25 protein-coding genes are annotated in these 22,839 nt (G+C 47.9%); 10 read left to right on the top strand and 15 right to left on the bottom strand.

Features of this window, described 5'->3' with window-relative positions; translation table 11 throughout:
* Nucleotides 1–59 precede the first annotated feature (59 nt).
* Entirely contained in the window at nucleotides 60–1,292 is a 1,233-nt protein-coding gene (locus N7268_RS20965) for a GGDEF domain-containing protein (RefSeq protein ID WP_260864314.1), read from the top strand.
* Between the two features lie 8 nt (nucleotides 1,293–1,300).
* On the opposite strand, the gene smrA is transcribed toward N7268_RS20965, so the two are convergent.
* Nucleotides 1,301–1,864: a DNA endonuclease SmrA gene (gene smrA, locus N7268_RS20960; RefSeq protein ID WP_260864313.1), complete on the bottom strand. Its 564-nt coding sequence runs from the start codon at nucleotides 1,862–1,864 to the stop codon at nucleotides 1,301–1,303.
* Nucleotides 1,865–2,063: 199 nt separating this feature from the next.
* Here smrA and ogt point away from each other — a divergent pair, with 199 nt between their 5' ends.
* Nucleotides 2,064–2,579, top strand: a complete 516-nt coding sequence (gene ogt / locus N7268_RS20955; RefSeq protein ID WP_260864312.1) for a methylated-DNA--[protein]-cysteine S-methyltransferase — start codon at nucleotides 2,064–2,066, stop codon at nucleotides 2,577–2,579.
* A gap of 194 nt (nucleotides 2,580–2,773) precedes the next feature.
* Nucleotides 2,774–3,526 (top strand): fumarate/nitrate reduction transcriptional regulator Fnr, encoded by a 753-nt coding sequence (gene fnr / locus N7268_RS20950; RefSeq protein ID WP_003020397.1) that lies wholly within the window; start codon nucleotides 2,774–2,776, stop codon nucleotides 3,524–3,526.
* Between the two features lie 121 nt (nucleotides 3,527–3,647).
* On the opposite strand, the gene N7268_RS20945 is transcribed toward fnr, so the two are convergent.
* Nucleotides 3,648–5,078 (bottom strand): aspartate ammonia-lyase, encoded by a 1,431-nt coding sequence (locus tag N7268_RS20945; RefSeq protein WP_260864311.1) that lies wholly within the window; start codon nucleotides 5,076–5,078, stop codon nucleotides 3,648–3,650.
* A 137-nt stretch (nucleotides 5,079–5,215) separates the two neighbouring features.
* Here N7268_RS20945 and N7268_RS20940 point away from each other — a divergent pair, with 137 nt between their 5' ends.
* Together N7268_RS20940 and N7268_RS20935 are read left to right on the top strand one after the other, a co-directional pair.
* On the top strand, nucleotides 5,216–6,157 hold the full coding sequence (locus tag N7268_RS20940) for a LysR family transcriptional regulator (protein WP_260864310.1): 942 nt from the start codon (nucleotides 5,216–5,218) through the stop codon (nucleotides 6,155–6,157).
* Between the two features lie 408 nt (nucleotides 6,158–6,565).
* A complete protein-coding gene (locus N7268_RS20935; protein ID WP_260864309.1) occupies nucleotides 6,566–7,243 on the top strand; it encodes a hypothetical protein in 678 nt (225 codons plus the stop codon).
* Between the two features lie 266 nt (nucleotides 7,244–7,509).
* Here the strand turns inward: N7268_RS20935 and N7268_RS20930 are convergent, their stop codons facing one another.
* Genes N7268_RS20930 through N7268_RS20900 form a run of 7 tightly spaced genes read right to left on the bottom strand, consistent with a single transcriptional unit; the run spans nucleotide 7,510 to nucleotide 13,464 of the window.
* Complete coding sequence (locus N7268_RS20930) at nucleotides 7,510–9,615, bottom strand: PRD domain-containing protein (protein ID WP_260864308.1); 2,106 nt, start codon at nucleotides 9,613–9,615, stop codon at nucleotides 7,510–7,512.
* A 53-nt stretch (nucleotides 9,616–9,668) separates the two neighbouring features.
* Entirely contained in the window at nucleotides 9,669–10,736 is a 1,068-nt protein-coding gene (ulaG, locus tag N7268_RS20925) for an L-ascorbate 6-phosphate lactonase (protein WP_260864307.1), read from the bottom strand.
* Nucleotides 10,737–10,746: 10 nt separating this feature from the next.
* A complete protein-coding gene (locus tag N7268_RS20920; protein ID WP_260864306.1) occupies nucleotides 10,747–11,385 on the bottom strand; it encodes an orotidine 5'-phosphate decarboxylase / HUMPS family protein in 639 nt (212 codons plus the stop codon).
* Nucleotides 11,386–11,402: 17 nt separating this feature from the next.
* Nucleotides 11,403–12,467: a PTS transporter subunit IIC gene (locus tag N7268_RS20915; protein ID WP_260864705.1), complete on the bottom strand. Its 1,065-nt coding sequence runs from the start codon at nucleotides 12,465–12,467 to the stop codon at nucleotides 11,403–11,405.
* Between the two features lie 26 nt (nucleotides 12,468–12,493).
* Nucleotides 12,494–12,703 (bottom strand): PTS transporter subunit IIC, encoded by a 210-nt coding sequence (locus tag N7268_RS20910; RefSeq protein WP_260864305.1) that lies wholly within the window; start codon nucleotides 12,701–12,703, stop codon nucleotides 12,494–12,496.
* A 24-nt stretch (nucleotides 12,704–12,727) separates the two neighbouring features.
* Complete coding sequence (locus N7268_RS20905) at nucleotides 12,728–13,006, bottom strand: PTS sugar transporter subunit IIB (protein ID WP_260864304.1); 279 nt, start codon at nucleotides 13,004–13,006, stop codon at nucleotides 12,728–12,730.
* A 2-nt stretch (nucleotides 13,007–13,008) separates the two neighbouring features.
* Complete coding sequence (locus N7268_RS20900) at nucleotides 13,009–13,464, bottom strand: PTS sugar transporter subunit IIA (RefSeq protein ID WP_260864303.1); 456 nt, start codon at nucleotides 13,462–13,464, stop codon at nucleotides 13,009–13,011.
* 662 nt (nucleotides 13,465–14,126) lie between these two features.
* Between N7268_RS20900 and uspE the strand changes: the two genes are divergently transcribed.
* Nucleotides 14,127–15,077 (top strand): universal stress protein UspE, encoded by a 951-nt coding sequence (gene uspE / locus N7268_RS20890; protein ID WP_260864302.1) that lies wholly within the window; start codon nucleotides 14,127–14,129, stop codon nucleotides 15,075–15,077.
* A gap of 52 nt (nucleotides 15,078–15,129) precedes the next feature.
* On the opposite strand, the gene N7268_RS20885 is transcribed toward uspE, so the two are convergent.
* Nucleotides 15,130–15,390, bottom strand: coding sequence for a DUF2534 family protein (locus N7268_RS20885; protein WP_260864301.1), 261 nt, complete (start codon nucleotides 15,388–15,390; stop codon nucleotides 15,130–15,132).
* Nucleotides 15,391–15,639: 249 nt separating this feature from the next.
* Here N7268_RS20885 and N7268_RS20880 point away from each other — a divergent pair, with 249 nt between their 5' ends.
* On the top strand, nucleotides 15,640–16,671 hold the full coding sequence (locus N7268_RS20880; protein ID WP_260864300.1) for a mechanosensitive ion channel family protein: 1,032 nt from the start codon (nucleotides 15,640–15,642) through the stop codon (nucleotides 16,669–16,671).
* Nucleotides 16,672–16,748: 77 nt separating this feature from the next.
* Here N7268_RS20880 and N7268_RS20875 read toward each other — a convergent pair whose 3' ends face one another.
* Nucleotides 16,749–17,132, bottom strand: coding sequence for a VOC family protein (locus N7268_RS20875; protein ID WP_260864299.1), 384 nt, complete (start codon nucleotides 17,130–17,132; stop codon nucleotides 16,749–16,751).
* 120 nt (nucleotides 17,133–17,252) lie between these two features.
* On the opposite strand from N7268_RS20875, the gene N7268_RS20870 reads away from it, so the two are divergent.
* Nucleotides 17,253–18,023 (top strand): DeoR/GlpR family DNA-binding transcription regulator, encoded by a 771-nt coding sequence (locus tag N7268_RS20870; RefSeq protein WP_260864298.1) that lies wholly within the window; start codon nucleotides 17,253–17,255, stop codon nucleotides 18,021–18,023.
* 10 nt (nucleotides 18,024–18,033) lie between these two features.
* Here N7268_RS20870 and N7268_RS20865 read toward each other — a convergent pair whose 3' ends face one another.
* Together N7268_RS20865 and N7268_RS20860 are read right to left on the bottom strand one after the other, a co-directional pair.
* Nucleotides 18,034–18,312: a Rho-binding antiterminator gene (locus tag N7268_RS20865; RefSeq protein WP_260864297.1), complete on the bottom strand. Its 279-nt coding sequence runs from the start codon at nucleotides 18,310–18,312 to the stop codon at nucleotides 18,034–18,036.
* Nucleotides 18,313–18,376: 64 nt separating this feature from the next.
* Nucleotides 18,377–18,607, bottom strand: coding sequence for a glutaredoxin domain-containing protein (locus N7268_RS20860; protein ID WP_198904090.1), 231 nt, complete (start codon nucleotides 18,605–18,607; stop codon nucleotides 18,377–18,379).
* 117 nt (nucleotides 18,608–18,724) lie between these two features.
* Here N7268_RS20860 and N7268_RS20855 point away from each other — a divergent pair, with 117 nt between their 5' ends.
* Nucleotides 18,725–19,288, top strand: a complete 564-nt coding sequence (locus N7268_RS20855) for a MarR family winged helix-turn-helix transcriptional regulator (RefSeq protein ID WP_198904089.1) — start codon at nucleotides 18,725–18,727, stop codon at nucleotides 19,286–19,288.
* 43 nt (nucleotides 19,289–19,331) lie between these two features.
* Here the strand turns inward: N7268_RS20855 and mppA are convergent, their stop codons facing one another.
* Nucleotides 19,332–20,945: a murein tripeptide ABC transporter substrate-binding protein MppA gene (gene mppA / locus N7268_RS20850; protein WP_260864296.1), complete on the bottom strand. Its 1,614-nt coding sequence runs from the start codon at nucleotides 20,943–20,945 to the stop codon at nucleotides 19,332–19,334.
* 184 nt (nucleotides 20,946–21,129) lie between these two features.
* On the opposite strand from mppA, the gene mpaA reads away from it, so the two are divergent.
* Nucleotides 21,130–21,858, top strand: a complete 729-nt coding sequence (mpaA, locus tag N7268_RS20845) for a murein tripeptide amidase MpaA (RefSeq protein ID WP_260864295.1) — start codon at nucleotides 21,130–21,132, stop codon at nucleotides 21,856–21,858.
* Here the strand turns inward: mpaA and ycjG are convergent.
* A complete protein-coding gene (gene ycjG, locus N7268_RS20840; RefSeq protein ID WP_260864294.1) occupies nucleotides 21,833–22,798 on the bottom strand; it encodes an L-Ala-D/L-Glu epimerase in 966 nt (321 codons plus the stop codon). The genes mpaA and ycjG overlap by 26 nt on opposite strands.
* Between the last annotated feature and the right edge of the window lie 41 nt (nucleotides 22,799–22,839).

Genomic DNA, 22,839 nt, shown 5'->3' with positions numbered 1-22,839 from the left:
TAATTAAAAATTATTCGCCAATCACTGGCACACAGCATATGAAGATAACGGGATTATCGATGAGCATAAACGAACTGCATTCGCTGGATTTATTAACCATTCCGGTTTGGATCGTTTCGCCCTATACCGAAGAACTCATTTTCGCCAATACCGTTGCGCAGGAAGTCATGCAGGATCTGGGTTTTCCCCACCTCAGAAAGGGGAAATTCTCAACCCATGCCCAAAATGATTTGCCTATGTATCTCAGCGATTTGCGAAACCACCATGATATTGTGGAGATTCTCACGGTTTACAGAAAGAGTGAGGAAATCGCGCTGGCCTGCCGGTTGTCTATAAAGTCTCTCCCCGACATAGGGGAGATAATCGTTTTCGAAGGCATTGAAACCCCAGGCGCACAGGGGCTAAAAGCGAGTCGTTCAGCCACCTATCAGCGTAAAAAACAGGGATTCTACGCCCGTTTTTTCCTGACAAACTCAGCGCCTATGTTGCTTATCGATCCGTCGCGTGATGGGCTGATCGTCGATGCAAACCTGAGCGCCCTTACCTTCTATGGTTACAGCCATGACGTCATGTGCCAAAAGCACACCTGGGAAATAAACACCCTTGGCCGTCAGATATTACCGGTGATGCACAAAATCGCGCATCTGCCAGGCGGCCATAAGCCCTTACATTTTGTCCACAAACTTGCCGATGGCACTACCCGCCACGTACAAACGTATGCCGGTCCGCTCGAGATTTACGGTAATAAACTGATGTTGTGCATTATTCACGATATTACCGAACAAAAGCGTCTTGAGCAGGAACTGGAACGGGCGGCCTTGCATGATGTCCTCACCGGACTGCTGAACCGCCGACATTTTTATCAGATTACCGAGCCGGAACAGACGCACATGCTGTCGTTGACGCAGGATTACTGTTTACTGCTGATCGACACCGATCGTTTTAAAAGCATCAACGATCTCTTCGGACATTTAAAAGGTGATGAGGTGCTGTGTGCGCTGGCGCGGACGCTGGAATCCTGCGCGCGAAAAGACGATCTGGTTTTTCGCTGGGGAGGCGAAGAATTTGTGCTGCTATTGCCACGAACCTCACTGGATGTCGCCCTGAGCCTGGCAGAAGCGATCCGCGCGACGGTAGCGAGGGTAACAATCCCAGGTCTTCCCCGCTTTACCGTGAGCATCGGCGTGGCGCGTCACGCACCGAATGAAAGCATTGATGAGTTATTCAAACGCGTGGACGAAGCGTTGTACAAAGCGAAAAATGAAGGCAGAAACCGCGTACTGGCAGCCTGAGTAGCCCATTAGCGGCTACGCTTCGCATGGCGTTCCCAGTTATCTTGTTTTGCCAGTGCCGTTTTACGAAGCGCCACATAACATGCCCCGCTGCCGCCATGGTGCGGCAGCGCCGTACAATATGCCTGTACGTCATCGAGTTCTGTCAGCCAACGCGCCACATAGCTGCGTACAATGTTGGCATGGGAATGATCATCGCGTCCCTTACCGTGGATCACCAATACATTACGTAAATTATCCTCCTGCGCCTGGAGGATAAAGCTAAACAGCATCTGGCGGCAGGTTTCAACGGGCTGGCGCAAAAGATTGAGGCTTGCCTGCTGGGGATATTTTCCGCTACGTAATTTGTCGATAACGCCATGCTGCAAGCCGTCGCGGCGAAACGCTAACGGTACACTCAACGGCACGATATCAAGAAATCCCGTCGAAAGAGGATTATCCAGCTGCAGCGTATCGATCCGCGTCGGCGCGCGAAGGTTACGCACAGGCTGCCAGTGAACATTGGCGGCCCCCTTCAGAGGTTCAACATCTCCCATTGCGTCAAGAAATAGCGATGCGTCATCAGGGCTCATGTTTCATCCTCCAGCATTTTTACGACGACCATTATCATAACCGCGCACTATTATACCGACAACGGTTTACGGTAATTTCCAATAACTCGCAGGATATCAGGTGGATCTTAGGGGGTATAGCTGTGCATATCCGTGGCGTGATATTGTGTCAATTCGCTGATTAGCCCGGGTATTACCCCGCCAGTAATGAGAGAAACGGATGCTGAATTTACTTGAAGACACGATTGCAACACCACTGGGGCCGCTTTGGGTTATTTGCGATGAGCAATTTCGCCTGCGTGCCGTCGAATGGGACCAGCACCGCGATCGCATGGAGCAACTGCTGGATATCCATTACCGTGCTGAGGGGTTTCAGCGAACCACCGCCAAAAACCCCGGCGGGCTGAGTGATAAACTGTCTGAATATTTCGCGGGAAATCTCAGCATTATTGATTCACTTGAAACGGCAACAGCAGGAACGCCTTTCCAGCGTGAAGTTTGGCAAGCGCTACGCACCATCCCCTGCGGACAGGTTATGCATTATGGTCAACTGGCGGAACAGTTGGGACGCCCAGGCGCAGCCAGAGCTGTCGGAGCCGCAAATGGCGCTAACCCGGTCAGCATCGTGGTGCCGTGTCATCGAGTCATAGGACGCAACGGCACGATGACAGGATATGCCGGAGGCGTGCAGCGAAAAGAGTGGTTATTACGCCACGAAGGCTATTTGCTACTCTAGTCTCCAGGCAATTAATGCCTTATTCATCACACTTTCATATAAAACAACCGCAGATAAACTGTGGTTAATCAAACAGATACAAACATTCAACCGGCTTATGCCTGAATTATTCTCTATTGGGAGTCGCTCAGGCTTACGTGCTCACCAAAAAGATGTTAAAATTGACAAATATCAATTACGGCTTGAGCAGACCTATGATCCCGGAAAAGCGAATTATACGGCGCATTCAGTCTGGCGGTTGTGCTATCCATTGCCAGGATTGCAGCATCAGCCAGCTTTGCATCCCGTTCACACTTAACGAGCATGAGCTTGACCAGCTCGACAATATCATCGAGCGCAAAAAGCCTATCCAAAAAGGGCAGACGCTCTTTAAAGCAGGTGATGAGCTTAAATCACTCTATGCTATCCGCTCCGGAACGATTAAAAGCTATACCATTACCGAGCAAGGCGATGAGCAAATCACCGGTTTTCATCTGGCAGGTGATTTAGTGGGTTTTGATGCCATCGGCAGCGGCCATCATCCAAGCTTTGCCCAGGCGCTTGAAACCTCAATGGTATGTGAAATCCCGTTCGAAACGCTGGATGACCTGTCTGGTAAGATGCCTAACCTGCGTCAGCAGATGATGCGTCTGATGAGCGGTGAGATCAAAGGCGATCAGGATATGATCCTGTTACTGTCAAAGAAAAATGCAGAAGAGCGTTTAGCCGCCTTTATCTACAATCTGTCCCGTCGCTTCGCACAACGTGGTTTCTCACCACGCGAATTCCGTCTGACGATGACCCGTGGTGATATCGGTAACTACCTCGGCCTGACGGTCGAAACCATTAGCCGCCTGCTGGGTCGATTCCAGAAAAGTGGCATGCTGGCAGTGAAAGGCAAATATATCACTATCGAGAATAGCGACGCGCTGGCGGTTCTTGCCGGTCACACACGCAACGTTGCGTAATCTTTCTGCAAGCATCTCAGTTATCCTTCTGTCAAATCGCTAAATTTTCCCAATTTATTGATCTGGCAGAAGGTTTTCTCCTGTTTCAATGATTTACCTATACATTTATTGAATCAGCTAACTACGAAATATTCATTTCTTTTTGATAGCGTTTAATCACTGCTGTACTTTTTTGTGGGTCAGTCATATTCATCGGATCAAGCAAATAAGCTGCCTGCTCTGGCGTTAGCAGCTTTTCCGCTAACACGACCTGCTTTACACTGATCTGCTGCTGAAATGCTGTTTTGGCAATTCTGGATCCAACCTCATAGCCAAATAGTGTTGCGATGATGGTCGCAAGCGCCGTACTTTCCTCTGCATAACGAGCGCTCACCTCTTCGTTGATCGCGATATCCTTCAGGCATTTATCAATAAATAGCGGTATCCCGTTACTTAATAACGAGCACGATTCAAAGAGCGCTTTCAACAACACCGGTTCCCACACGTTCAGATCAAGTTCACCGCCCTCAACCGCCATCGTCACAGTGAGGTCATTGCCAATCACCTGATACGCAATTTGATTTATCAGTTCAGGCATCACTGGATTAATTTTCCCGGGCATAATTGAAGAACCTGGTTGAACAGCAGGAACAATAATTTCATTAAAGCCTGCTCTTGGTCCTGAACCCTGAATACGAAAATCGGTAGCCATTTTTGATAGAAATGCAGCGATTTTTTTAAGCTGAGAGGAAAATTCAATATAAAAATCACCATGCTGGAGACCGTCAAAGAAATCCGATTCTGGTGTATATTTATCCCCAGTAATACTTTCCAGCCACTGATAAACTGCCGGGATATATCCTTCGTGAGTGGACAAACCGGTACCTATTGCTGTCGCGCCCAGCGGTAAAAACAATGCTTCTTCGCTTACTTCCACCATTTTTGCTCTAAGTCTGCTGACCTGCGTACAATAAGCGCCAAATTGCTGGCCAAATGTCATCGGCACGGCATCTTGTAAGCAGGTTCTCCCCAACTTCACCTTGTCAGCAAACAGGCAACTTTTTTCTGATAGCACTGCTTCAAGTTTTTCTAATTGAACCAACAGTTGATTGATATTCATGCGGCTGGTCATTTTCATCGCCGCAGGGATGACGTCATTCGTAGATTGTCCCATATTAACGTGGGTATTCGGGTGAATCTCATCATATCCGCGTTTACCAGTGATTAGCTCATTAGCACGGTTAGCGACCACTTCATTCATGTTCATATTGGTTGAAGTACCGCCTCCTCCCTGAAAAACATCAATAGGGAAATGGGCATCATAATCGCCGGCCATTACCTCCTTCAATGCTGTAACAATGACCGACGCCTTATGGTGATCGAGCGCACCAATTTGTCTGTTCGCTTGTGCTGCCGCTTGCTTGATGGCGGCGATAGACCATAAAAAGTGAGGGATTTCTCCTGCTGTTTTGCCCGACACGGAGAAATTCAGCACCGCACGTTGTGTTTGAATACCGTAGTAAGCTTCTTCTGGCACCATTAAAGTTCCTAATAAGTCCTTCTCTTCACGCATAACTGTTTCTCTTGTGTATTAAGGTTACCTATACATTAATTTGCCGTTATGACAGATAGTTTGAAGTAGCTCAAAGAAAAAACACCATTTAAAAGTTAGATAGATACTATTAAAAACAGTAATACTCAGGGGTGTAAATGAACGATATTAACTTCGATTTTAAGCAATTACAGGCATTTCTGGCCGTAATAGACACGGGCTCATTTACAGCTGCAGCCAGGAAGCTCAACGTAACTCAGTCATCAATTTCGCAGCAGGTTGCAAACCTGGAACTCGGATTAAATACTGCTCTGATCAACCGTTCACAGCGACCAATCCAGATGACAATAGCCGGTCAAGCACTCTACCCGCTCGGGAAAAAAATGATTGATAGCGGTGTCTACCTGCAAGAACATATTAATGCGATCGGCGACGGGAATATTTCAAGTCTGAAAATCGGTTTTGTAGATTCAATTAGCAAAACAGTTGGCCTGGATATCCTTAAGCTCCTTCAACCACAGGTGAAACATATCTTTCAGATAACTGGCACAGCATCGGGATTATTCTCTGCGCTTAATAAGGGTGATATTAATCTGGCGGTAACGATGTTACATACTGAAATGCCGCCCAATGTTAGAATGTATCCGTTGATTGAGGAAGAATTTCTCTGTATTTGCCCCAAAGCATGGCCGGAAACAGAACTGGAAGAATTATGTAAGCAGCGGAACTACATTGCTTATACACAAAATACGCCAACGGGAATCCAAACGCTCAACTGGCTGAAATGGCAAAATTTATCTCCTGCCATTCAGTTTGAAATGGACAATGCTGATGAAATTTTAAAACTAGTAACCTGCGGTTACGGGTGGACGTTAACGACACCGCTGTTTATTACTACTATTCCTGCCTTTTCTGACTCGCTAAAGATCATTCAGATCAAAAAACGCAAAGAGCGTCGTAAAATTGTATTGTTGTGCAAGAATGATGAGCTTTCGGGTTTTTATAAAAATCTGGCGTTTGAGATTCGTTCGATACTGGAAATGAAACTGGATCAGCAGTTTTACAGTCAGCTGGATGTGTATGCTAATGCGCCAGCATAAATATGTATACGAGTATACCGATTCTCCAATACAGGAGGTATTGAATCTGTCATGATAAATCCATATTTTTACTCGTAGTAGACCAGACAGCATTTCAGTTTGACTGCGTTGGACTATGAGTTCAATCGATGGACGCAACACACTTCTTGAACCGCTCAGCGTGAGCCCCCTTTCCTTTTTCAGTCTTGTTTCTGTTTCTGTCGGATGGATAGTTTTATCTGTTAGCTGCCAAAAATCAGGCAATCTAACTTCTGCCGCCTCTTTGCGATTAATTCGACACCACCATTAACTGACCAAATAATATGCAGGTTATTGTTTCTATTTAGTCAGTTCACATTGTGTCTAAGAGATAGAGTATAAACATCAACATAGTGTTGATATTATCAATTTCACTTTAAGGTACATAATATGAATGCAGAAAACATGTCAAATATGCTTCACCTTGCAGCGCTCGATTCAACCTTTGTATCGGCGTCTATTTCCTATCCTGTTATGGAAGTCGCTCCCGTTATTAAAGTTACAACACAGTTTAAAGACCCTTCTGTAGTACTGAATGATGTTATTAACCAGTACCCGAATTATTCATATGAAAGTTTCTTTCAATTTTACTTTGGCCGAGCCACCGGTGGCCTGACAAAAGCTAAAATTCTGGAAACTGGAATGAACCAATCTTTTAGTCAGTATCAATTCGTGATGGTTCCATTGCTGAATGATACAAGAATTACTATTCCATCCGCATTTTATTATATCGATTGTCTTGTTGACACTTTTAGCCTCGACGCGACCACCGGAATTTGCACATTAGCAATGCAATACGTATTTATGCCTGCAGGCGAACCAACATTAAATGATACTATTGCGGCTGTGCAACTTTTCAGTTATGCACCTGTTCTCGATAGTATTCAGTTTAGTGATGCAGGCACAACCAACCCGGATATTTATTTAAGCAATGGAGGGGACCATATGGTTGACAATGCTTTAGCCAACGCCAGCTTGCCTTCTGACATTTACTTTATTCCTTTCTCTGATTTCGATGGGAATTCAAGAGAATACACCTCATCTGATCTGGTGTTATCTGGAGAATAATCAATAACAAAAGCAATGAAAGTTAACTTAGTTTCTCTAGTGCATAAATAAAAAATCACACTGCGGAATATTTCATTTCGCAGTGTATTGCCCTGTCACCCTCAGTAATTAACGCCTTATATTTTTGATTTCTGATTTACAATGAACGCAACATTGGGAACAGAACGTTATATTACGCCCCTGACATCTACATCATTTAACTTTCTGGGGATTGCTTTATTACCCACCCACGTAATAAAGAACTGACGTCTTTAAAATCACTGGGTTTAAAAGATACCGCTGTCGTGAACACAACGCTCAACTTCCAGAAGTGAGTTAGCACTCAATAGGCGCTCTAACATTGGATCATCACTGATCAACGTATTTAATGCCTCTAACAAAGGAATATGAGTCAGCGACGCCGTTGGCACAAGAATCACGATCATCTTTGGTGTAATGGTCATTTCAGGTAGTTCAAAATGAAGCGGATATTTAAGCTTCAGCAGCGATAATGCGCCTTCGGTCAAGCCAACGGGAGGCACGTCATGCAGCAGCAAGATATCCGGTGTTAGATATGTAGTGATACCCTGTTGCTCAATTTGCCTGACGATATTACGCACGTATTGCGCATCAATGATTTTTCTCTCCCTTAGCGGTTGCGCTGCTTTACGAATAAGTTGGGGCCACGGCAATTGACTGGATGTGAAGTTTACAAAGCATAGTCGCTGGTCAGTTTGTGAAGAAGAGAGCAATGTCGGGTTTTGCTTTTTTATGAACTGACTAATTATCTGGCGAAACTCATGATGAAGGGACGCCATTAAGTGTGGAGCCTGCCTACCCACGCAAACCACAAGAGACTCCACTAGCGCATTGATCTCAGTAGCATCAATATTACGCTCCAGCATCAACCGTAATTGCTGCTTCTCACTTTCACTCATCATATGCTGAGTCTGAATAAATCCTACCTTAGGAGGAATTGGGCAACTTAATGCTGTGGTACTGACCACCAGACGGATGTGCTGCCCCACACCTTGCTGTAACAACTGGCTGGCGGAGATGCGTTCAATATTCACAGGTAGTACTGTCAGATTTCGGATCTGATTTTCAAGAATCGACGTGGAAGAAAGCCCACCTTCAGTAACCAGCAAAATGTGTTGTTCTGCCGTCTCAGGTCTTCTGTCCATCCATGCAGCAAAACTAATGACGATATAGCTCAATTCGTCATCACAAAAAGCGATCTGATACTCCTGTTCAATCCTGACGATAATGCGTCTACAAAAACGGAAAAGCAGTGGGTAACGCTGGACTATCTCTTCCCTCAAAACATTTTCGCTGCGCATGTTGAATAAACAACGCTGGATCGCAGGTCCCAGATGCTGAAAAAGACAGGATTCGAGTTGCTCAGTATCCTGAAGATAGGTGCCGGACAAAGCCTGAAACTGCAGGATCAACTGTTTCACAGATGCCATCAGGTGAACATCTTCTCCGACTAAAACCTTATGTGGCGTTACTTTTTTACTGGTGGAAAGCAGAAGTGAATAGAATAAGGTATTGCCTGAGACTTCCTGCATCACCAGTCTCTGTGACAAGGCAGCATTCAGGCTGGCAGCGGCCTGGCAATCCGCCTGCGTTCGCAGGTAGCGGGTTTGTACTGGCGTAAATTGCGGAGTATGTCCTTTGTGAGTATCAAGAATACTGAACATAATAATGTAATGCAGTAAGCGCTTGTCTTTATCGGAGAAAACACAATCAATATGCTTCTCCACCCGCGACAATTCCTGTTCGATGCTTCTATGTACTTCATTCGCCTCCAGCCCAACTGCCTGAAAATAGTGAAACATCGTCTGCATAATTCGGTTTTCAGCCTGATGATCGGCATATTTCAATGTTCGCTGAAGCATATGTTGAACCACCAGACGTAAAGCCAAATCGCAACCGGCAATGTGGTATCCCTGCTTCTTATCAACCAATAAACTCAGCTGCTGCTGTTGGAGATAGCGTTTTACTATCCCGAGATCATCGAGAGTGGTATTACGACTGACGCTATTCAATTCGCTGAGGTGTTGCGTAAAGGCAGGTTTTATTCGACAGGCAAGATGAAGTAGAAGATTGTCGTGTCGCTCCTCAGCTCTTAGTTTGTAATGCCGGGTCTGGAGGCTGCTGAGTTTCGCTACAACTTTTGCTACATCCGCTTCGTTCAGCCTCACGCCATAATGCGCATCACAACGTAAAGGTGAGAAACCCTCTGCAGCGAGCCAGTCATCAATCCGCGTTCGTCGGTAATAAAAATTGCGCGGCAACAGGCCAATACGCTCGCATAGCGCTTTCAGGGGTATGCCAGGTTCTGTAGCAACCCTTTTCAGGATCTCAACGGCCAGGTGATCAAGCTGCATGCTTCCTCCTGAAAAAACTGGCACCTTGGGTGCCAGTCCTCACTATAAGCAGCCTACAGGAACGAAGGGAAAGGTAAATCCGTTTCCGCTTCAAAAATATCCGGGAAGCCGCGTGGATGCTGATAGACACGACGGTTTCGATCCTGCGGGTAGGTAAATTTTCCGCCGGGTTGCCAGATAAAAGGGACAAACTGGTATTGCAGACGGTGACGACGCATCTCAAACAACGTCAGAATTTCATTAGTGTCCGCCAGCATGTTACACCAGATATCATGGTGGAAAGGGATCATCACATCGGCACGCAGTGCTTCTCCCATTCGCAGGATATCGACAGAGGTCATTTTGTCCGTAATGCCGATAGGATTTTCACCGAATGAGCCCAGCGCGACATCAATATGATGCTGCTTACCATGTTGAGCGTACATGTTGGAATAGTGGGAATCACCAGAATGATAGATGTTGCCGCCTGGCGTTTTCAGCAGGTAATTCACCGAGCGCAGATCCATATCCGGGATAGCAGCGCCTTCGTCTGCCAGTGGTTTTGGTGGTTCGGTGATAAGGATAGTGCGGTCCGAAGACTCCAGTACCACTATCTCCATATCTTTAATGCTGATCGTGTCACCAGGCTTCACGACTCTACAACGCTCAGCCGGTACCCCCCACTGCATCCAGAGATCCGCACACGCCTGCGGGCCGATGAACGGAACATCAGGTGCGCAATTCTTCAGCACGGCGGCGGCAACATGAATATCGATATGGTCTGCGTGATAGTGCGTCGAGAGCACGGCATCAACATCTTTTATCGAGAATGGATCGAGCACAAATGGGGTACTACGCAAGTTTGGCTGTGCAACACGAGCGCCACTCATACGAGCCATCTGGTGGCTCGACTTCATATCAGGCAGGTTCTTTTTGCGCTTACCTGTACCACACCAGAAGTCGATGCAAATGTTAGCGTTACCCGGTGTTTTTACCCACATCCCCACGCAGCCCAACCACCACATCGTGACGGAGTTGGGCGCCACTGTCTCAGCGCTAATTTCATCATTCAGCCAGGTCCCCCACTCCGGGAACGTAGCCTTCGCCCAGGATTCGCGAGTAATTTCATTAAGTTGACTCATAGTGGTCTCCTTATATTTCATTAATACGGGCAATTCGCTGAAAAGCGATCGCCGCTTCCCGACAATCGGCTGCATTCAAAATTGCACCGCCCACAATAGCCACTGATGGGTTGAGTTGTTTTTTAATTACAGGGAGCGTGTTAAGGCTGATTCCACCCGCCAAAGAGACAGGCAGACCGGTTTCTTCACGGATATCAAGATATTCACGGAAGGCTTCTTCAGGATTGTCACCACAGTCTGAATTTTTGTGTACGCACAAATGCGTGGCGCCTAACGCTTTGAGCTCTTTGGCTCGCTGTACCGGATTTGGCACAGATTGCAGATCGAAAACCACTTCTGCATTGTTTTCTTTGGCAATGGCCAACACTTTTTTAACAGCCGTATCGCTGGAGACTGCCAACATTGAATAGCTTTCCGGTTTACACCTGACCATTAATGTGGCTTCACGCATTGGCCCATCGATAATTTTCATATCAATGAACAATGGTTTGTCTGGGCAAATGGCCCGAATATCTGTGGCAATCTGAATACCGCACAGCTTGAGCAGTGAGGTTCCTACTTCAATGATATCGACATACGGGCCCGCGGCGCGCACAACATCCAGTGCCTGATCGCGGTCGAGTAAATCGAGCGCCAGTTGAATTTTCATTACGACCTCCACAACAGTTACAGCACCAGGCCAAACGCGGTGCCAACAAACTTCAGCAGATACAACAGCGGTAGCCAGACGAGGGTGAAATCGATATTGGAGAACATCAGGCCAGTACCGAACAGAGAGCCCATCAGCGGGTAGAGCAAAATGATGCCCGCGTGCGCAAGAAGACTGGTGACAAAACCGGCTGCCAGAGCTCCCTTGTAACCACCGTATTTGTTACCAAACACTCCCATGGTGCAGCCGTCAAAGAACATGATGATCGGACTTGGAAACACAATAATTGGGCTATTAAAGGCAATCGTTGCTCCCATCACCACCAGCGCCCCGGCCACCGAAGCGATAAAACCCAGCATCGCGCCTGTCGGTGAGTAAGGGTACAGCGCGGGACAATCCAATGCGGGAACAGCGTTCGGTAGCAAACGATCCGATATGCCTTTAAACGCGGGGACAATCGAACCAATAAACATGCGTACACCGATAAGCAGGATCACGACTCCGGCAGTAAAGGTCAGTCCTTCCATGATCAGCCAAACGACCCAATGAGTTTTACCGCTCAGTTGACTAACTCCATCAGCGCCCACTGCCAGTCCAATGCCCAGGAAAATAAGCGGCATCAGAAACGAGAGCGAAATGGTGTTATCGCGGAAAATCGCCAGAAAACCAGGCAATTTCATCTCTTCTGCATCCTGGTCCGGATTTCCGCACACCTTCGCAATGCGGCTCGCCACCCACGCGCCGACCTGTTGGTGATGACCCAGTGTCAGATCATCGCCAACAAAGTGGTGTGCTAATGAGCGGGTAATCGCCGGAGTGATTGTCCAGTACAGCGCGCAGAGTACGGCACCGGTTAAGATCAGCGGAAAGCCCGATAATCCCAATACGCCGGGTAACGAAAGCACCATAAAAGTCGCCAGGAAGAGTTGGATGTGCACCGTTAAATAGACGTTTTTGTAGAGCTTGAACGGAATCAACCAGACAAATAACAAATGCAGCAGGAACCCGAGAATAAATGTCATCGTCACATCATTGGCAAAATGCAGCATCGCAACACCAAAAGCCGCCTCATTTGCAGGCAGTACTCCCTGAATACCGAGCGTACTGTTTAGTTTTCCATCACTGGCGTCAGTGATTTTAGCAATGTGCCTGAACCCACTGTGATGACCAGCAGGCCGATGATGGTTTTCACCGTCCCATCAATCACTTCGCTGGTTTTCTTCCCCTGAAGAATCAAACCAATCATTGCGATAAGCCCGAGAAACACCGGGGCTTTATCGAGCAGTTGGAAAATAATAAAACCGACAATCTCTTTCATTGTGGTTCCCCCCAGGGCGGTCTGTTAGACATGTTTTTTGAGGTAATCGCCGATGCTGCTTTCGATTTCAACTTTGCGAACAAAGTTGGTCAGCACAATAGTTTTACTTTGCACTTCGGCAGGCATATTCGCGGCCAACTCACGGGTGGTGACATACAAATCAGCATGCACGCTGCGCACGCTGCCCAAATCACAGGTATCGACAGTGGCAGAGATATCCATTTTCTTCAGCACCTGCTCAATGTTCATTTTGGCAATCACGCTGGAACCCAGGCCCATACCGCATACGCAGACAATTTTCATTTTCAAACTCCTTGGTCAATACGATTAATCGCGCGCCAGACGTCATAGACGTCGGTACAGCATCTTAAAAATTCGAGGTTTACTTCATCATCAAGGTATTCAACCAGGCGGGAGATAATCAGGATGTGGCTGGCGTTGTCGGTGGCGCAAAGGCCGAAAACGATATCCACAGGATCGTTCTCTTCGCTGCCGAAAGGAACGGGTTCCGCGAGTGTAATAAGGCTTAGACCGGTTTTAATGACACTGGTCGCCGGTCGGGAATGTGCCAGCGCGATACCTGGCGCGACCACGATATAAGGACCAAGATCCTCCACCGCGAGGATCATTTCTAAAGTGTAATCATTTGTTGTGTAACCATTTTTAGTCAGCAAATCCCCGGCAAGTTGTATGGAGTGCCGCCAGTCCAGCGCCCTGATTTGCAGCTCGATATTCGCTTTAGCAATAATTTCATTTGTCATAACAAGTGCCCTTTGTATCTGTATAAGCGCAGGTTAGTACCATTAAGCGGTGAGAAAAAAACCAATTTGCAGGCAGCGAAGTATCAGAAAATTGGGCTCAGCCAGGAAGAAATACGGGGTTTGGGAGGGATGGGTCACAATTTTGGACATCACACCCTGCGATATCCTCCGATAAGACGGTAATCAGAAGGTCTATGTGATAATTAAAAGTTTGAAGAGAATCAAACTATTCTGTAGGACGGGTACTGACTAAGGCAGAAATAGTAGTAGCAAATGGATTCTCAGCACCCTGATTACCCCAGCACCTATTTTTAGAGTTTTTCAGCCATACTAAGACCGCTGGCTTTAAAACTTAATATCGGCAGTCAGATTGGACACGAAAATGCGCGTAGGGTTTACGAAGTCTATTCAAAATGGATTGGTGATATGAGCCAGGATCAGATCAGTATACTCAATAACCGTATACCGACAGCGTTGCTCCCAGAACGCCCAAAAGGGGCACAAATACTGAGAAAAATCGTTTAGTTTTAGCGGGATGCCAATAAAAACTATAGATTTTCCTGATTTATTGATCTGGTAAGAGGTTCTCCCCTGTTTCAATCCCCATTATTGGGTTACTCTTTTAATTACAAACTGCGGTGACAGTTGTAAGGAGACCCTGTATGGCTATGTATCAAAACATGCTGGTAGTCATCGATCCGAACCAGGATGATCAACCAGCATTACGGCGAGCTGTTTATTTGCATCAACGGATTGGTGGCACAATTAAAGCCTTTTTGCCGATCTACGATTTTTCCTACGAAATGACTACCCTGCTGTCGCCAGATGAGCGTACGGCAATGCGTCAGGGGGTTATCAGTCAGAGAACTGCGTGGATACGTGAACAAGCGAAATACTATATCGAAGCAGGTATTCCTGTAGATATAAAAGTGGTCTGGCACAACCGTCCTTTTGAAGCCATTATCCAGGAAGTTATCAGTGCTAAGCATGACCTGGTCCTCAAGATGGCGCACCAACATGATCGTCTGGAAGCCGTTATCTTCACCCCGACTGACTGGCATTTGTTACGTAAATGTCCATGCCCGGTCTGGATGGTCAAAGATCAACCCTGGCCAGAAGGCGGTAAAGCGCTGGTTGCGGTGAACCTCGCCAGTGAAGAAGCGTATCACAACGCCCTGAACGAAAAACTGGTCAAAGAAACGCTCCAGCTCGCCGATCAGGTTAACCATACTGAAGTGCATCTGGTAGGCGCTTACCCAGTAACCCCCATCAACATCGCGATTGAACTTCCTGAATTTGACCCCAGCGTTTATAACGATGCGATCCGCGGGCAACACCTGCTGGCCATGAAGGCGCTGCGTCAGAAATTCAGTATTGATGAGAACGTCACCCACGTTGAAAAAGGGCTGCCTGAAGAGGTTATTCCTGATTTAGCGGAGCATTTGCAGGCAGGTATTGTGGTCCTGGGGACCGTTGGACGCACCGGGATTTCAGCTGCATTTCTTGGGAATACCGCAGAACAGGTCATCGACCATCTGCGCTGTGACTTGCTGGTGATTAAACCCGATCAGTACCAGTCTCCGGTCGAACTGGACGACGAAGAAGACGATTAACCGCGCAGTAGAAAACATGCCGGGTGGCGATGTCATCCGGCATGAATAACGCTTAGTGCTTCTCCTCTCCCCCAAGGAAATAGATCCCAAGCGGGATCGCCAGCAGAATGGTAAACACCATGCTGTAGACGCAAATCATTGCAGATTGAATGGCATACATGGAGGCTGTCCAGTCGGAAAGCGGAATGTCATACTGCTCGATTACCCCGCCAATGGTGGCTCGCGTGACCACCGATGCGGCGATGATAAACACGCCGAGCAGGCACAACAGAAATTTTTTTCCCTTCGCTGTCTTCAGCTTAGCCATGATCATAGTATCGTCCTTTTCGTTTGCAGATGAAAAACCTGTTACTTTGCAGCAACAATACCATGACATAAGCTCACTGTCTGCTACATAAAACTCTCTGCGAGGTTGACGTTAGCATTATTCGCCGGAAAATAACGCTGATTGTCTTATTTCTCTCTCCTTTTGATTAATGACCTGACCGCCTGAACTGGGTAAAATATCTGAAGTGGCAATCTCAGATCATATTTTGCTAACACGGAGTCGCCAGGGAGAATCATGATTGCTGAACTTTTTATCAATAATGCGTTTAATCTGACAGTCATTCTCAGTTGCTGCGCCGCATTAGTTCTGATGAGCGTCTGGTTTCATCGCTACGCCAACGGCAAAAAAGGATTTATATTCCATGCGGCACAATTTTTTGTCTATGCCATTATCATTGGCACATTAGGTAGCATCACCAATAACGTTATCGAAAGCTACAAGCTAAAATTTATCTCCCCGAGTGTTGTGGATTTTCTCTGCACCTCGTTGATTGCGTTGATCCTGACTATCAAACTCTTTCTGCTTATCAACCAGTTTGAAAGAACCCAGATCAACAAAGGCAGAGATATCACCAGTGCCCGGATCCTGTCGCGGATTATTAAGATCACTATCGTTGTCGCCATCGTTTTACTGTACGGCGAACATTTTGGTATGAGCTTATCCGGTCTGCTCACGTTTGGTGGTATCGGTGGTATTGCTGTTGGTATGGCCGGGAAAGATATCCTGAGCAATTTCTTCTCTGGCATTATGCTTTATTTCGACAGACCGTTCAGTATAGGCGACTGGATCCGTTCCCCGGATAGAAATATCGAAGGTACAGTCACCGAAATTGGCTGGAGAATGACCAAAATAAATACCTTTGATCATCGGCCACTGTATGTGCCGAACTCGATATTTTCATCCATTAGTGTTGAAAACCCAGGCCGGATGAGTAACCGCCGTATAAAAACGGTGATCGGGTTACGTTATGAAGATGCTGATAAAATAGGCGCTGTTGTCGAATCGGTCAGGCAGATGTTGCAAGCTCATCCCGGTATCGACCAGAAGCAGACCCTGCTGGTCTATTTTAACGCCTTTGCAGATTCCTCACTGAATATCATGGTCTATTGTTTTACCAAAACCACCGTGTGGCAGGAGTGGCTTGCGGTACAGCAAGATGTCTATTTAAAGATTATTGCTATCGTCCAGTCGCATGGCGCTGACTTTGCCTTCCCCAGCCAGACGTTGTATATGGAAGACACCGCAACCCAACCTGCTAACCGCTAAAGAAAATAAGACGCGAGATTTCGCGTCTTATTTGCTCACCATTCAGGGTGGTGAGTTTTCACCGGTTCGAGCGAAAATCACGCGACAATCTCAATTAAATTACCGTCAGGATCGCGTATGACCGCTTCGTAATATCCATCTCCAGTAGTACGTGGGACTGAAACTAAGATGCCCTGCTCTTGTGCGCGTCCCGCTATTTCATCAACCTTCTCCGCGCCGCCAACAGCAATAGCCAGGTGTACCCAACCGGTGGTGTTATTATCCGGTGTACTCTGTGTCAGCCCTGGTTTGGTCATTAATTCAATCGCGATACCGTCCCCAACGTTGACGAAGTAAGACTCAAAGCCTGGATTCGTTTTACTGCAGTATTTTTCGTTAATCTCTGCACCAAAAAACGTCACCCAGAAATGAGCCTGCCGCTCGAGATCCTGCGTCCACAACGCCACATGGGCAACTTTCATAACGAACCTCCACGCGTTTATGATAATAATCAGCCCCACCATCGCGGGGCGTTGACAGTCCCACTCATAATGCACGATTATGAGTGGTATTGCTCGATCTTTATTTTACCAGGAGTTCTTATGCTCGATTACGCTGCATTCCCGGAACAGCGACAAGCGCTGATTTATCAGATCCTTCAGGAGAACGGCAGAGTAATCTGTTCTGAACTTGCCAGCCGTCTGGGGGTTTCAGAGCATACAATCCGGCGAGATTTACATGAACTGAGTAAAGATGGGGTATGCAAAAAGGTTTATGGTGGCGCCGTTATTTCGTTGCCCGTCTCGGAAGACATCGCCGTTCGCAAGAATATTAATAAGGCGAAAAAGAGCAGTATCGCGCAACGATGTGCCCGGCTGGTAAAATCCGGGAGCTGTATATTCATCGATTCTGGTAGCACCAATCTGGCGATGGCGGAAGCCTTGCCCGCAGAACTGGCGCTCACCGTTGTCACAAATTCCCCTGAAATTGCTGCGGTTCTGCTAAAAAAGCCGCTGTTCGACGTCATCATTCTCGGCGGTCAGGTGCAGCGCTCGTCAGGTGGCTGCGTGGGCACTTCAGCGATATCTCAATTGCAGGGCATTCTCTTTGACCAGGGATTTATTGGGGGATGTGCGATGGCGCCCGAGTCAGGACTGACAGGGTTTGATTACGCCGATTGTGAGTTCAAAAAAGCCGTCATTAAGCAGTGTAACGAAACCATCGTCGCACTGACGGCAGACAAAATTCCGGCAGTTGCTCGCTACATCGTCACCGAAAGCAACAATATTGATGTCATCGTCGTAGAGGAGAATATCAGCAAAGAGTATGGAACCGCCTTTGAGGCGCACGATATTCGTATTTACACCGTTTAATGCCGTGTCGTTACATGTCCCTATTAAAGATCACTGTGTTAAATGTCGCCCCTGCTGTCAATACAGTGATGGCTGACAGGTAATCCAGGCGGATTTTCTGTTGATTATCGCCTTTTTGAACGACCAGATATTCTGCTTTGTCCTCGGTGCTGCACGTCGTCAATGCTTTGGCATCAAAACAAGTGCTATCGACAAGCTCAATTCGCAGCATGTAACGGTACAGACAAGCGATCTCCAGATAATCATGCAGATCGCAATCGATGGGAAAATACTTATCTGTGTAACTCATTTCATCTCCCCTCCATCACTCACAGGTTCGGGAAATAGCCGAGGCGACTTCCCGAACGCAATGCTTATTTCAGCGCATCAATCGATGCACCAAAGTTGATATGCAATACATTGCCATCAATCACGAGCGCCGGAACAGACTTCACTCCAGCCAGTTCAGCCTCTGTCACTCGATCGGGTTGCTCTCCAAGGTGAATAACGTCGATTTTCACTTCGGGTGACAGGTATTGCAGCAATGCCTCTTCTGCGGAAACACAGACCGGGCAGCCGGCATGATAAAAACGGGCAGTTGTCATGGTATATCTCCTTTTTGAATTATAGTATCGATTCGATACTATAATTCATAGTACGTCAGTTTTAAGCTTTGTCAATGTAGTTTTTAATCGATACTATATGTCGAGGAGGATTTCTTTATGCACGACATGTCACTTTTCGATGTACTGGACAGACTTTCCAGCCTGACGAGAATGTGGTTTCGCCAACATCCCTTACTGGCGGATCTTCAGCCGGTTCAGCTCAGCGCGTTAATGTATCTCGCGCGTTGTAACCGCTATTCCAATACACCGCTCGGCGTGACGGACTATCTCGGGCTCACCAAAGGAACCGTGTCACAATCGCTCAAACTGCTGGAAACAAAAGGTTTGGTTGTACGAACTCAAGATGCCCGCGACAAACGCAGCGTCCATCTACAGTTAACGGAATCGGCCAATTCGCTGCTGGATGCCCTGCTTCCTCCCACATTTTTGGTGGCAGGTGAGTCAGCAATGGGTGAACGGGCGAACACGCTTAAAACGTTGCTGTTCGAATTGCTAAGAGAAATCCAAAGAACCCACAATGTGCCAGGTTTTGGTCTCTGCCACAGTTGCCGGTTTCATCAAAAAATAAATGGCCAGGGATTTTGTAATCTGACAAAAGAGCCATTGAGTGAGGATGATGCGATGTTGATTTGCCGGGAGCATCAACCCCCGGAGGAATAACAGAAGACGCTGGCGCGAAAATCCGCACCAGCGTTAAGACGTGTTAGTGCTTCACAATATACATAGTACGACTATACGCCACATCTTCAGGGTTCATAATCGGGTACCCTTTCAGCCATGGCTTAATTAAACGTCCATTGGTGTACTGATATATCGGCGCGATAGGAGCCTGCTCCATCAGAATTTTTTCTGCCGCGTTGTAATCTGCATTACGTGCTTTTTCAGTATTCTCCATGGTGGCCTGAGTCAACACTTTGTCATAAGCAGGGTTATTAAACCGGGAAATATTGCCTGTATGGGTCGATGTTAATAACGACAGGAACGTAGACGGTTCATTGTAATCCCCCACCCAGGAAGCGCGGATCACATCGAAATTACCGGTATTACGGCTGTCGATATAGGTTTTCCATTCCTGATTTTGCAACTTCACATCAACACCAAGGTTTTTCTTCCACATAGACGCAACGGCAATAGCAATTTTCTGGTGATTCTCTGAGGTATTATAGAGCAGCGTCAGTTTCAGTGGTTTCTGCGGACCATAACCTGCGGCGCGGAGCAGCGTTTTCGCCTGAGCATTAAGCTCTTCCTGACTCATGTGCTCAAACGGAGAGGGTTCCGGTGTAAAGCCCGCCGTCACATCTGGCGTAAAATGCCAGGCCGGTTTTTCACCCGTACCCAACACTTTTTCAGCCATCAGGCGACGATCGATTGTCATGCTCAGCGCCAGTCGTACACGCGAGTCTGCCGTCGGTCCTTTCTGGGTATTAAACGCGTAATAGTAAGTGCCAAGTTGCGGCGGCGTATAAACCTGACCCGGAATATCCTTCAACAGTTTCTGATACATGTTTTTAGGGAAAGATTCCGTGATATCAATATCGCCAGCAAGGTAGCGTTTCGTCGCGGCTGATTCCTGGTTAATAGGCAGGAACGTCACTTTTTGTATTACTGTTTTCGCGTTGTCCCAATAATGCGTATTTGGCACGACTTCCAGTTTTTCGTTAACCACACGATCTTTCAACACATAGGCGCCGTTACCGATCAGGTTGCCCGGTTTAGTCCACTCTTTACCGCTCTCAACATTGGCTTTTTGTACCGGATAAAACGCAAAATTCGCCGTCAGATTCGCAAACCAGGGTAACGGTTTATCCAGCTGGATTTTCAGCGTATGCGCATCGACCGCGCTGACACCCAACTTATCAGGCGTGGCTTTGCCGTCGATGATCGCCTGGGCATTATTGATTCCTGCGAGCGCAGCAAACCAGGCAAAGGGGGAAAGTGTTTTCGGATCGACCAGGCGCTGCCAGCTGTAGACAAAATCCTGCGCCGTCACCGGCGACCCATCAGCCCATTTTGCATTATTGCGCAGCGTAAAGGTCCAGACACGGTTATCGTTACTTTTCCACTGTGTGGCTACGCCCGGAATGATTTCACCCTTCTCATTCTGATTGACCAGTCCTTCGAAGAGATCGCGGATAACCTGAATTTCAGGCAGTCCGACGGCCTTTGCCGGATCCAGCGACGCCGGTTCGTCTTTGATATGACGCACCAGTTCTTGCTTCTCTGCCAGTACCGTTCCGCTGGGAACATCCGCAGCATGCGATAAAGAAATGCTGCTAACCAACAGCGCACAACAGGTTACTGAAACAGAATGCCTCATAAAATACCCTCAGATCCGGCCATTAAGTGAATGTGTAATTATTTGTATCGCCAGCAGGAAATGCAATTAACTTCCGACAAGAAAGTGATATTACACCTGAAAAGATAAGTGTGTGAAAACGATTTGATTATCCATACATTTTGCACAACACTGCGAGTAACAATCTATGCTTTCTGAGAAGACTATGACCGTTACCCGTCCCCGTGCCGAACGCGGCGCATTTCCCCCTGGAACTGAACATTATGGACGTTCACTGCTGGGCGCACCGTTAATCTGGTTTCCCGCACCGGCGGCCGATCGCGAAAGCGGGCTCATCCTGGCAGGCACTCACGGGGACGAAAACGCATCCGTGGTCACACTATCCTGCGCATTACGTACGCTTAACCCTTCCCTGCGTCGCCACCATGTGGTGCTGGCGGTGAACCCTGACGGCTGCCAGCTTGGCCTACGTGCGAATGCGAACGGCATTGATCTTAACCGTAATTTTCCGGCTGCAAACTGGAAGGCGGGCGAAACGGTATACCGCTGGAACAGCAGCGCCGAAGAACGCGATGTGGTTTTACTGACGGGCGAACACCCGGGTTCCGAGCCAGAAACCCAGGCGTTGTGCCAGCTTATTCACCGTATTCATCCCGCCTGGGTGGTTTCTTTTCACGACCCTTTGGCCTGTATTGAGGATCCCAGACACAGTGAATTAGGTGAATGGCTGGCGCAGTCGTTCGAATTACCTCTGGTGACCAGCGTGGGTTATGAAACACCCGGCTCTTTTGGGAGCTGGTGCGCAGACCTGAACTTACACTGCATCACCGCTGAGTTTCCGCCGATCTCGTCGGATGAAGCCAGCGAAAAATACCTGTTAGCGATGGCCAATCTCCTGCGCTGGCACCCTAGAGATGGAGCAGTCCGGTCGTAAAATGCAGGGCTGGCTGCGCGTCATTCGCCAGCCAGGTTGGACCATCCAGGTCGGCAAAACTCACCTGCGGCGTCAGCGGTAATGCCGCACTGATAGCCCGGGATGTACACAGCATGCATCCCAGCATCAGAGCAAAGCCCTGTTCACGGGCTTCTGTCGCCAGCGCCAGTGCTTCCGTCAGCCCGCCTGTTTTATCCAGCTTGATATTCACCATTTCATATCGCCCGCGCAGCGCTTTCAGGCTACTGCGGGTATGGCAACTCTCATCGGCACAGATGGGCAACGGGTGAACAAAATTCTCCAGGGCTGCATCATCCTGCGCCGGCAGCGGTTGCTCCAGCATCGCAACGCCTAAGTCGGCCAGTAGCTGACAACGGGCGGCCAGACCTTCAGCACGCCAGGATTCATTGGCATCGACAATGAGCGTGGCTTCGGGGACAGCGGAACGGATAGCGACCATTCGTTCGCTGATCAAATGCGCATCCAGTTTAACTTTCAGCAATGTCGCCCCGTTCTGCCACAATGCCAGTGCACTCGCGGCCATCTGCTCCGGTGTACCGATCACCACCGTTTGCGCCGTGGTTATTGTCGAGTCGAGTTCAGTACCGATAAGCTCTGCCAGCGTTTGTTGCTGTTGCCGGGCACTCAAATCCCACAACGCACAGTCAACGGCATTACGCGCCGCGCCTGCAGGTAACAGCTTTTGTAATTCCTCGCGCGTCAGTCCGCGTTCCAGTTGCGGGGTAATGCTCATGATTTGTGCCAGAACCGACGCGTCACTTTCACCATAGCGCGGATAAGGCGTACATTCTCCCACCCCCTTCACGCCGTTCTCCTCGAGTTCAACCACCACAACGTGCGCTTCCGTTCGGCTCCCACGGGCAATCACAAAAGGCGTGTGTAACGGCCAGGCTTCCTCATATACCTTAACTGATCTCATTTGTTTTCCTTTATGCAGTCCCGGAAGCGGATATCCGCAAA

The organism is Citrobacter sp. Marseille-Q6884 (assembly GCF_945906775.1).
Taxonomy (GTDB): Bacteria; Pseudomonadota; Gammaproteobacteria; order Enterobacterales; family Enterobacteriaceae; genus Citrobacter.
This window is presented reverse-complemented; position numbering and strand designations above follow the sequence as displayed.

What these genes read in the sequence shown, in the direction of transcription:
- mpaA (WP_260864295.1), top strand. Translation starts at nt 21,130, where the DNA reads ATGACCGTTACCCGTCCCCGTGCCGAACGCGGCGCATTTCCCCCTGGA.
- N7268_RS20940 (WP_260864310.1), top strand. Translation starts at nt 5,216, where the DNA reads ATGAACGATATTAACTTCGATTTTAAGCAATTACAGGCATTTCTGGCC.
- N7268_RS20965 (WP_260864314.1), top strand. Translation starts at nt 60, where the DNA reads ATGAGCATAAACGAACTGCATTCGCTGGATTTATTAACCATTCCGGTT.
- N7268_RS20905 (WP_260864304.1), bottom strand. Translation starts at nt 13,006, where the DNA reads ATGAAAATTGTCTGCGTATGCGGTATGGGCCTGGGTTCCAGCGTGATT.
- N7268_RS20900 (WP_260864303.1), bottom strand. Translation starts at nt 13,464, where the DNA reads ATGACAAATGAAATTATTGCTAAAGCGAATATCGAGCTGCAAATCAGG.
- N7268_RS20880 (WP_260864300.1), top strand. Translation starts at nt 15,640, where the DNA reads ATGATTGCTGAACTTTTTATCAATAATGCGTTTAATCTGACAGTCATT.
- N7268_RS20860 (WP_198904090.1), bottom strand. Translation starts at nt 18,607, where the DNA reads ATGACAACTGCCCGTTTTTATCATGCCGGCTGCCCGGTCTGTGTTTCC.
- smrA (WP_260864313.1), bottom strand. Translation starts at nt 1,864, where the DNA reads ATGAGCCCTGATGACGCATCGCTATTTCTTGACGCAATGGGAGATGTT.
- N7268_RS20945 (WP_260864311.1), bottom strand. Translation starts at nt 5,078, where the DNA reads ATGCGTGAAGAGAAGGACTTATTAGGAACTTTAATGGTGCCAGAAGAA.
- N7268_RS20935 (WP_260864309.1), top strand. Translation starts at nt 6,566, where the DNA reads ATGAATGCAGAAAACATGTCAAATATGCTTCACCTTGCAGCGCTCGAT.
- ycjG (WP_260864294.1), bottom strand. Translation starts at nt 22,798, where the DNA reads ATGAGATCAGTTAAGGTATATGAGGAAGCCTGGCCGTTACACACGCCT.
- N7268_RS20855 (WP_198904089.1), top strand. Translation starts at nt 18,725, where the DNA reads ATGCACGACATGTCACTTTTCGATGTACTGGACAGACTTTCCAGCCTG.
- uspE (WP_260864302.1), top strand. Translation starts at nt 14,127, where the DNA reads ATGGCTATGTATCAAAACATGCTGGTAGTCATCGATCCGAACCAGGAT.
- ulaG (WP_260864307.1), bottom strand. Translation starts at nt 10,736, where the DNA reads ATGAGTCAACTTAATGAAATTACTCGCGAATCCTGGGCGAAGGCTACG.
- N7268_RS20920 (WP_260864306.1), bottom strand. Translation starts at nt 11,385, where the DNA reads ATGAAAATTCAACTGGCGCTCGATTTACTCGACCGCGATCAGGCACTG.
- fnr (WP_003020397.1), top strand. Translation starts at nt 2,774, where the DNA reads ATGATCCCGGAAAAGCGAATTATACGGCGCATTCAGTCTGGCGGTTGT.
- N7268_RS20930 (WP_260864308.1), bottom strand. Translation starts at nt 9,615, where the DNA reads ATGCAGCTTGATCACCTGGCCGTTGAGATCCTGAAAAGGGTTGCTACA.
- N7268_RS20865 (WP_260864297.1), bottom strand. Translation starts at nt 18,312, where the DNA reads ATGAGTTACACAGATAAGTATTTTCCCATCGATTGCGATCTGCATGAT.
- ogt (WP_260864312.1), top strand. Translation starts at nt 2,064, where the DNA reads ATGCTGAATTTACTTGAAGACACGATTGCAACACCACTGGGGCCGCTT.
- mppA (WP_260864296.1), bottom strand. Translation starts at nt 20,945, where the DNA reads ATGAGGCATTCTGTTTCAGTAACCTGTTGTGCGCTGTTGGTTAGCAGC.
- N7268_RS20910 (WP_260864305.1), bottom strand. Translation starts at nt 12,703, where the DNA reads ATGAAAGAGATTGTCGGTTTTATTATTTTCCAACTGCTCGATAAAGCC.
- N7268_RS20885 (WP_260864301.1), bottom strand. Translation starts at nt 15,390, where the DNA reads ATGATCATGGCTAAGCTGAAGACAGCGAAGGGAAAAAAATTTCTGTTG.
- N7268_RS20875 (WP_260864299.1), bottom strand. Translation starts at nt 17,132, where the DNA reads ATGAAAGTTGCCCATGTGGCGTTGTGGACGCAGGATCTCGAGCGGCAG.
- N7268_RS20870 (WP_260864298.1), top strand. Translation starts at nt 17,253, where the DNA reads ATGCTCGATTACGCTGCATTCCCGGAACAGCGACAAGCGCTGATTTAT.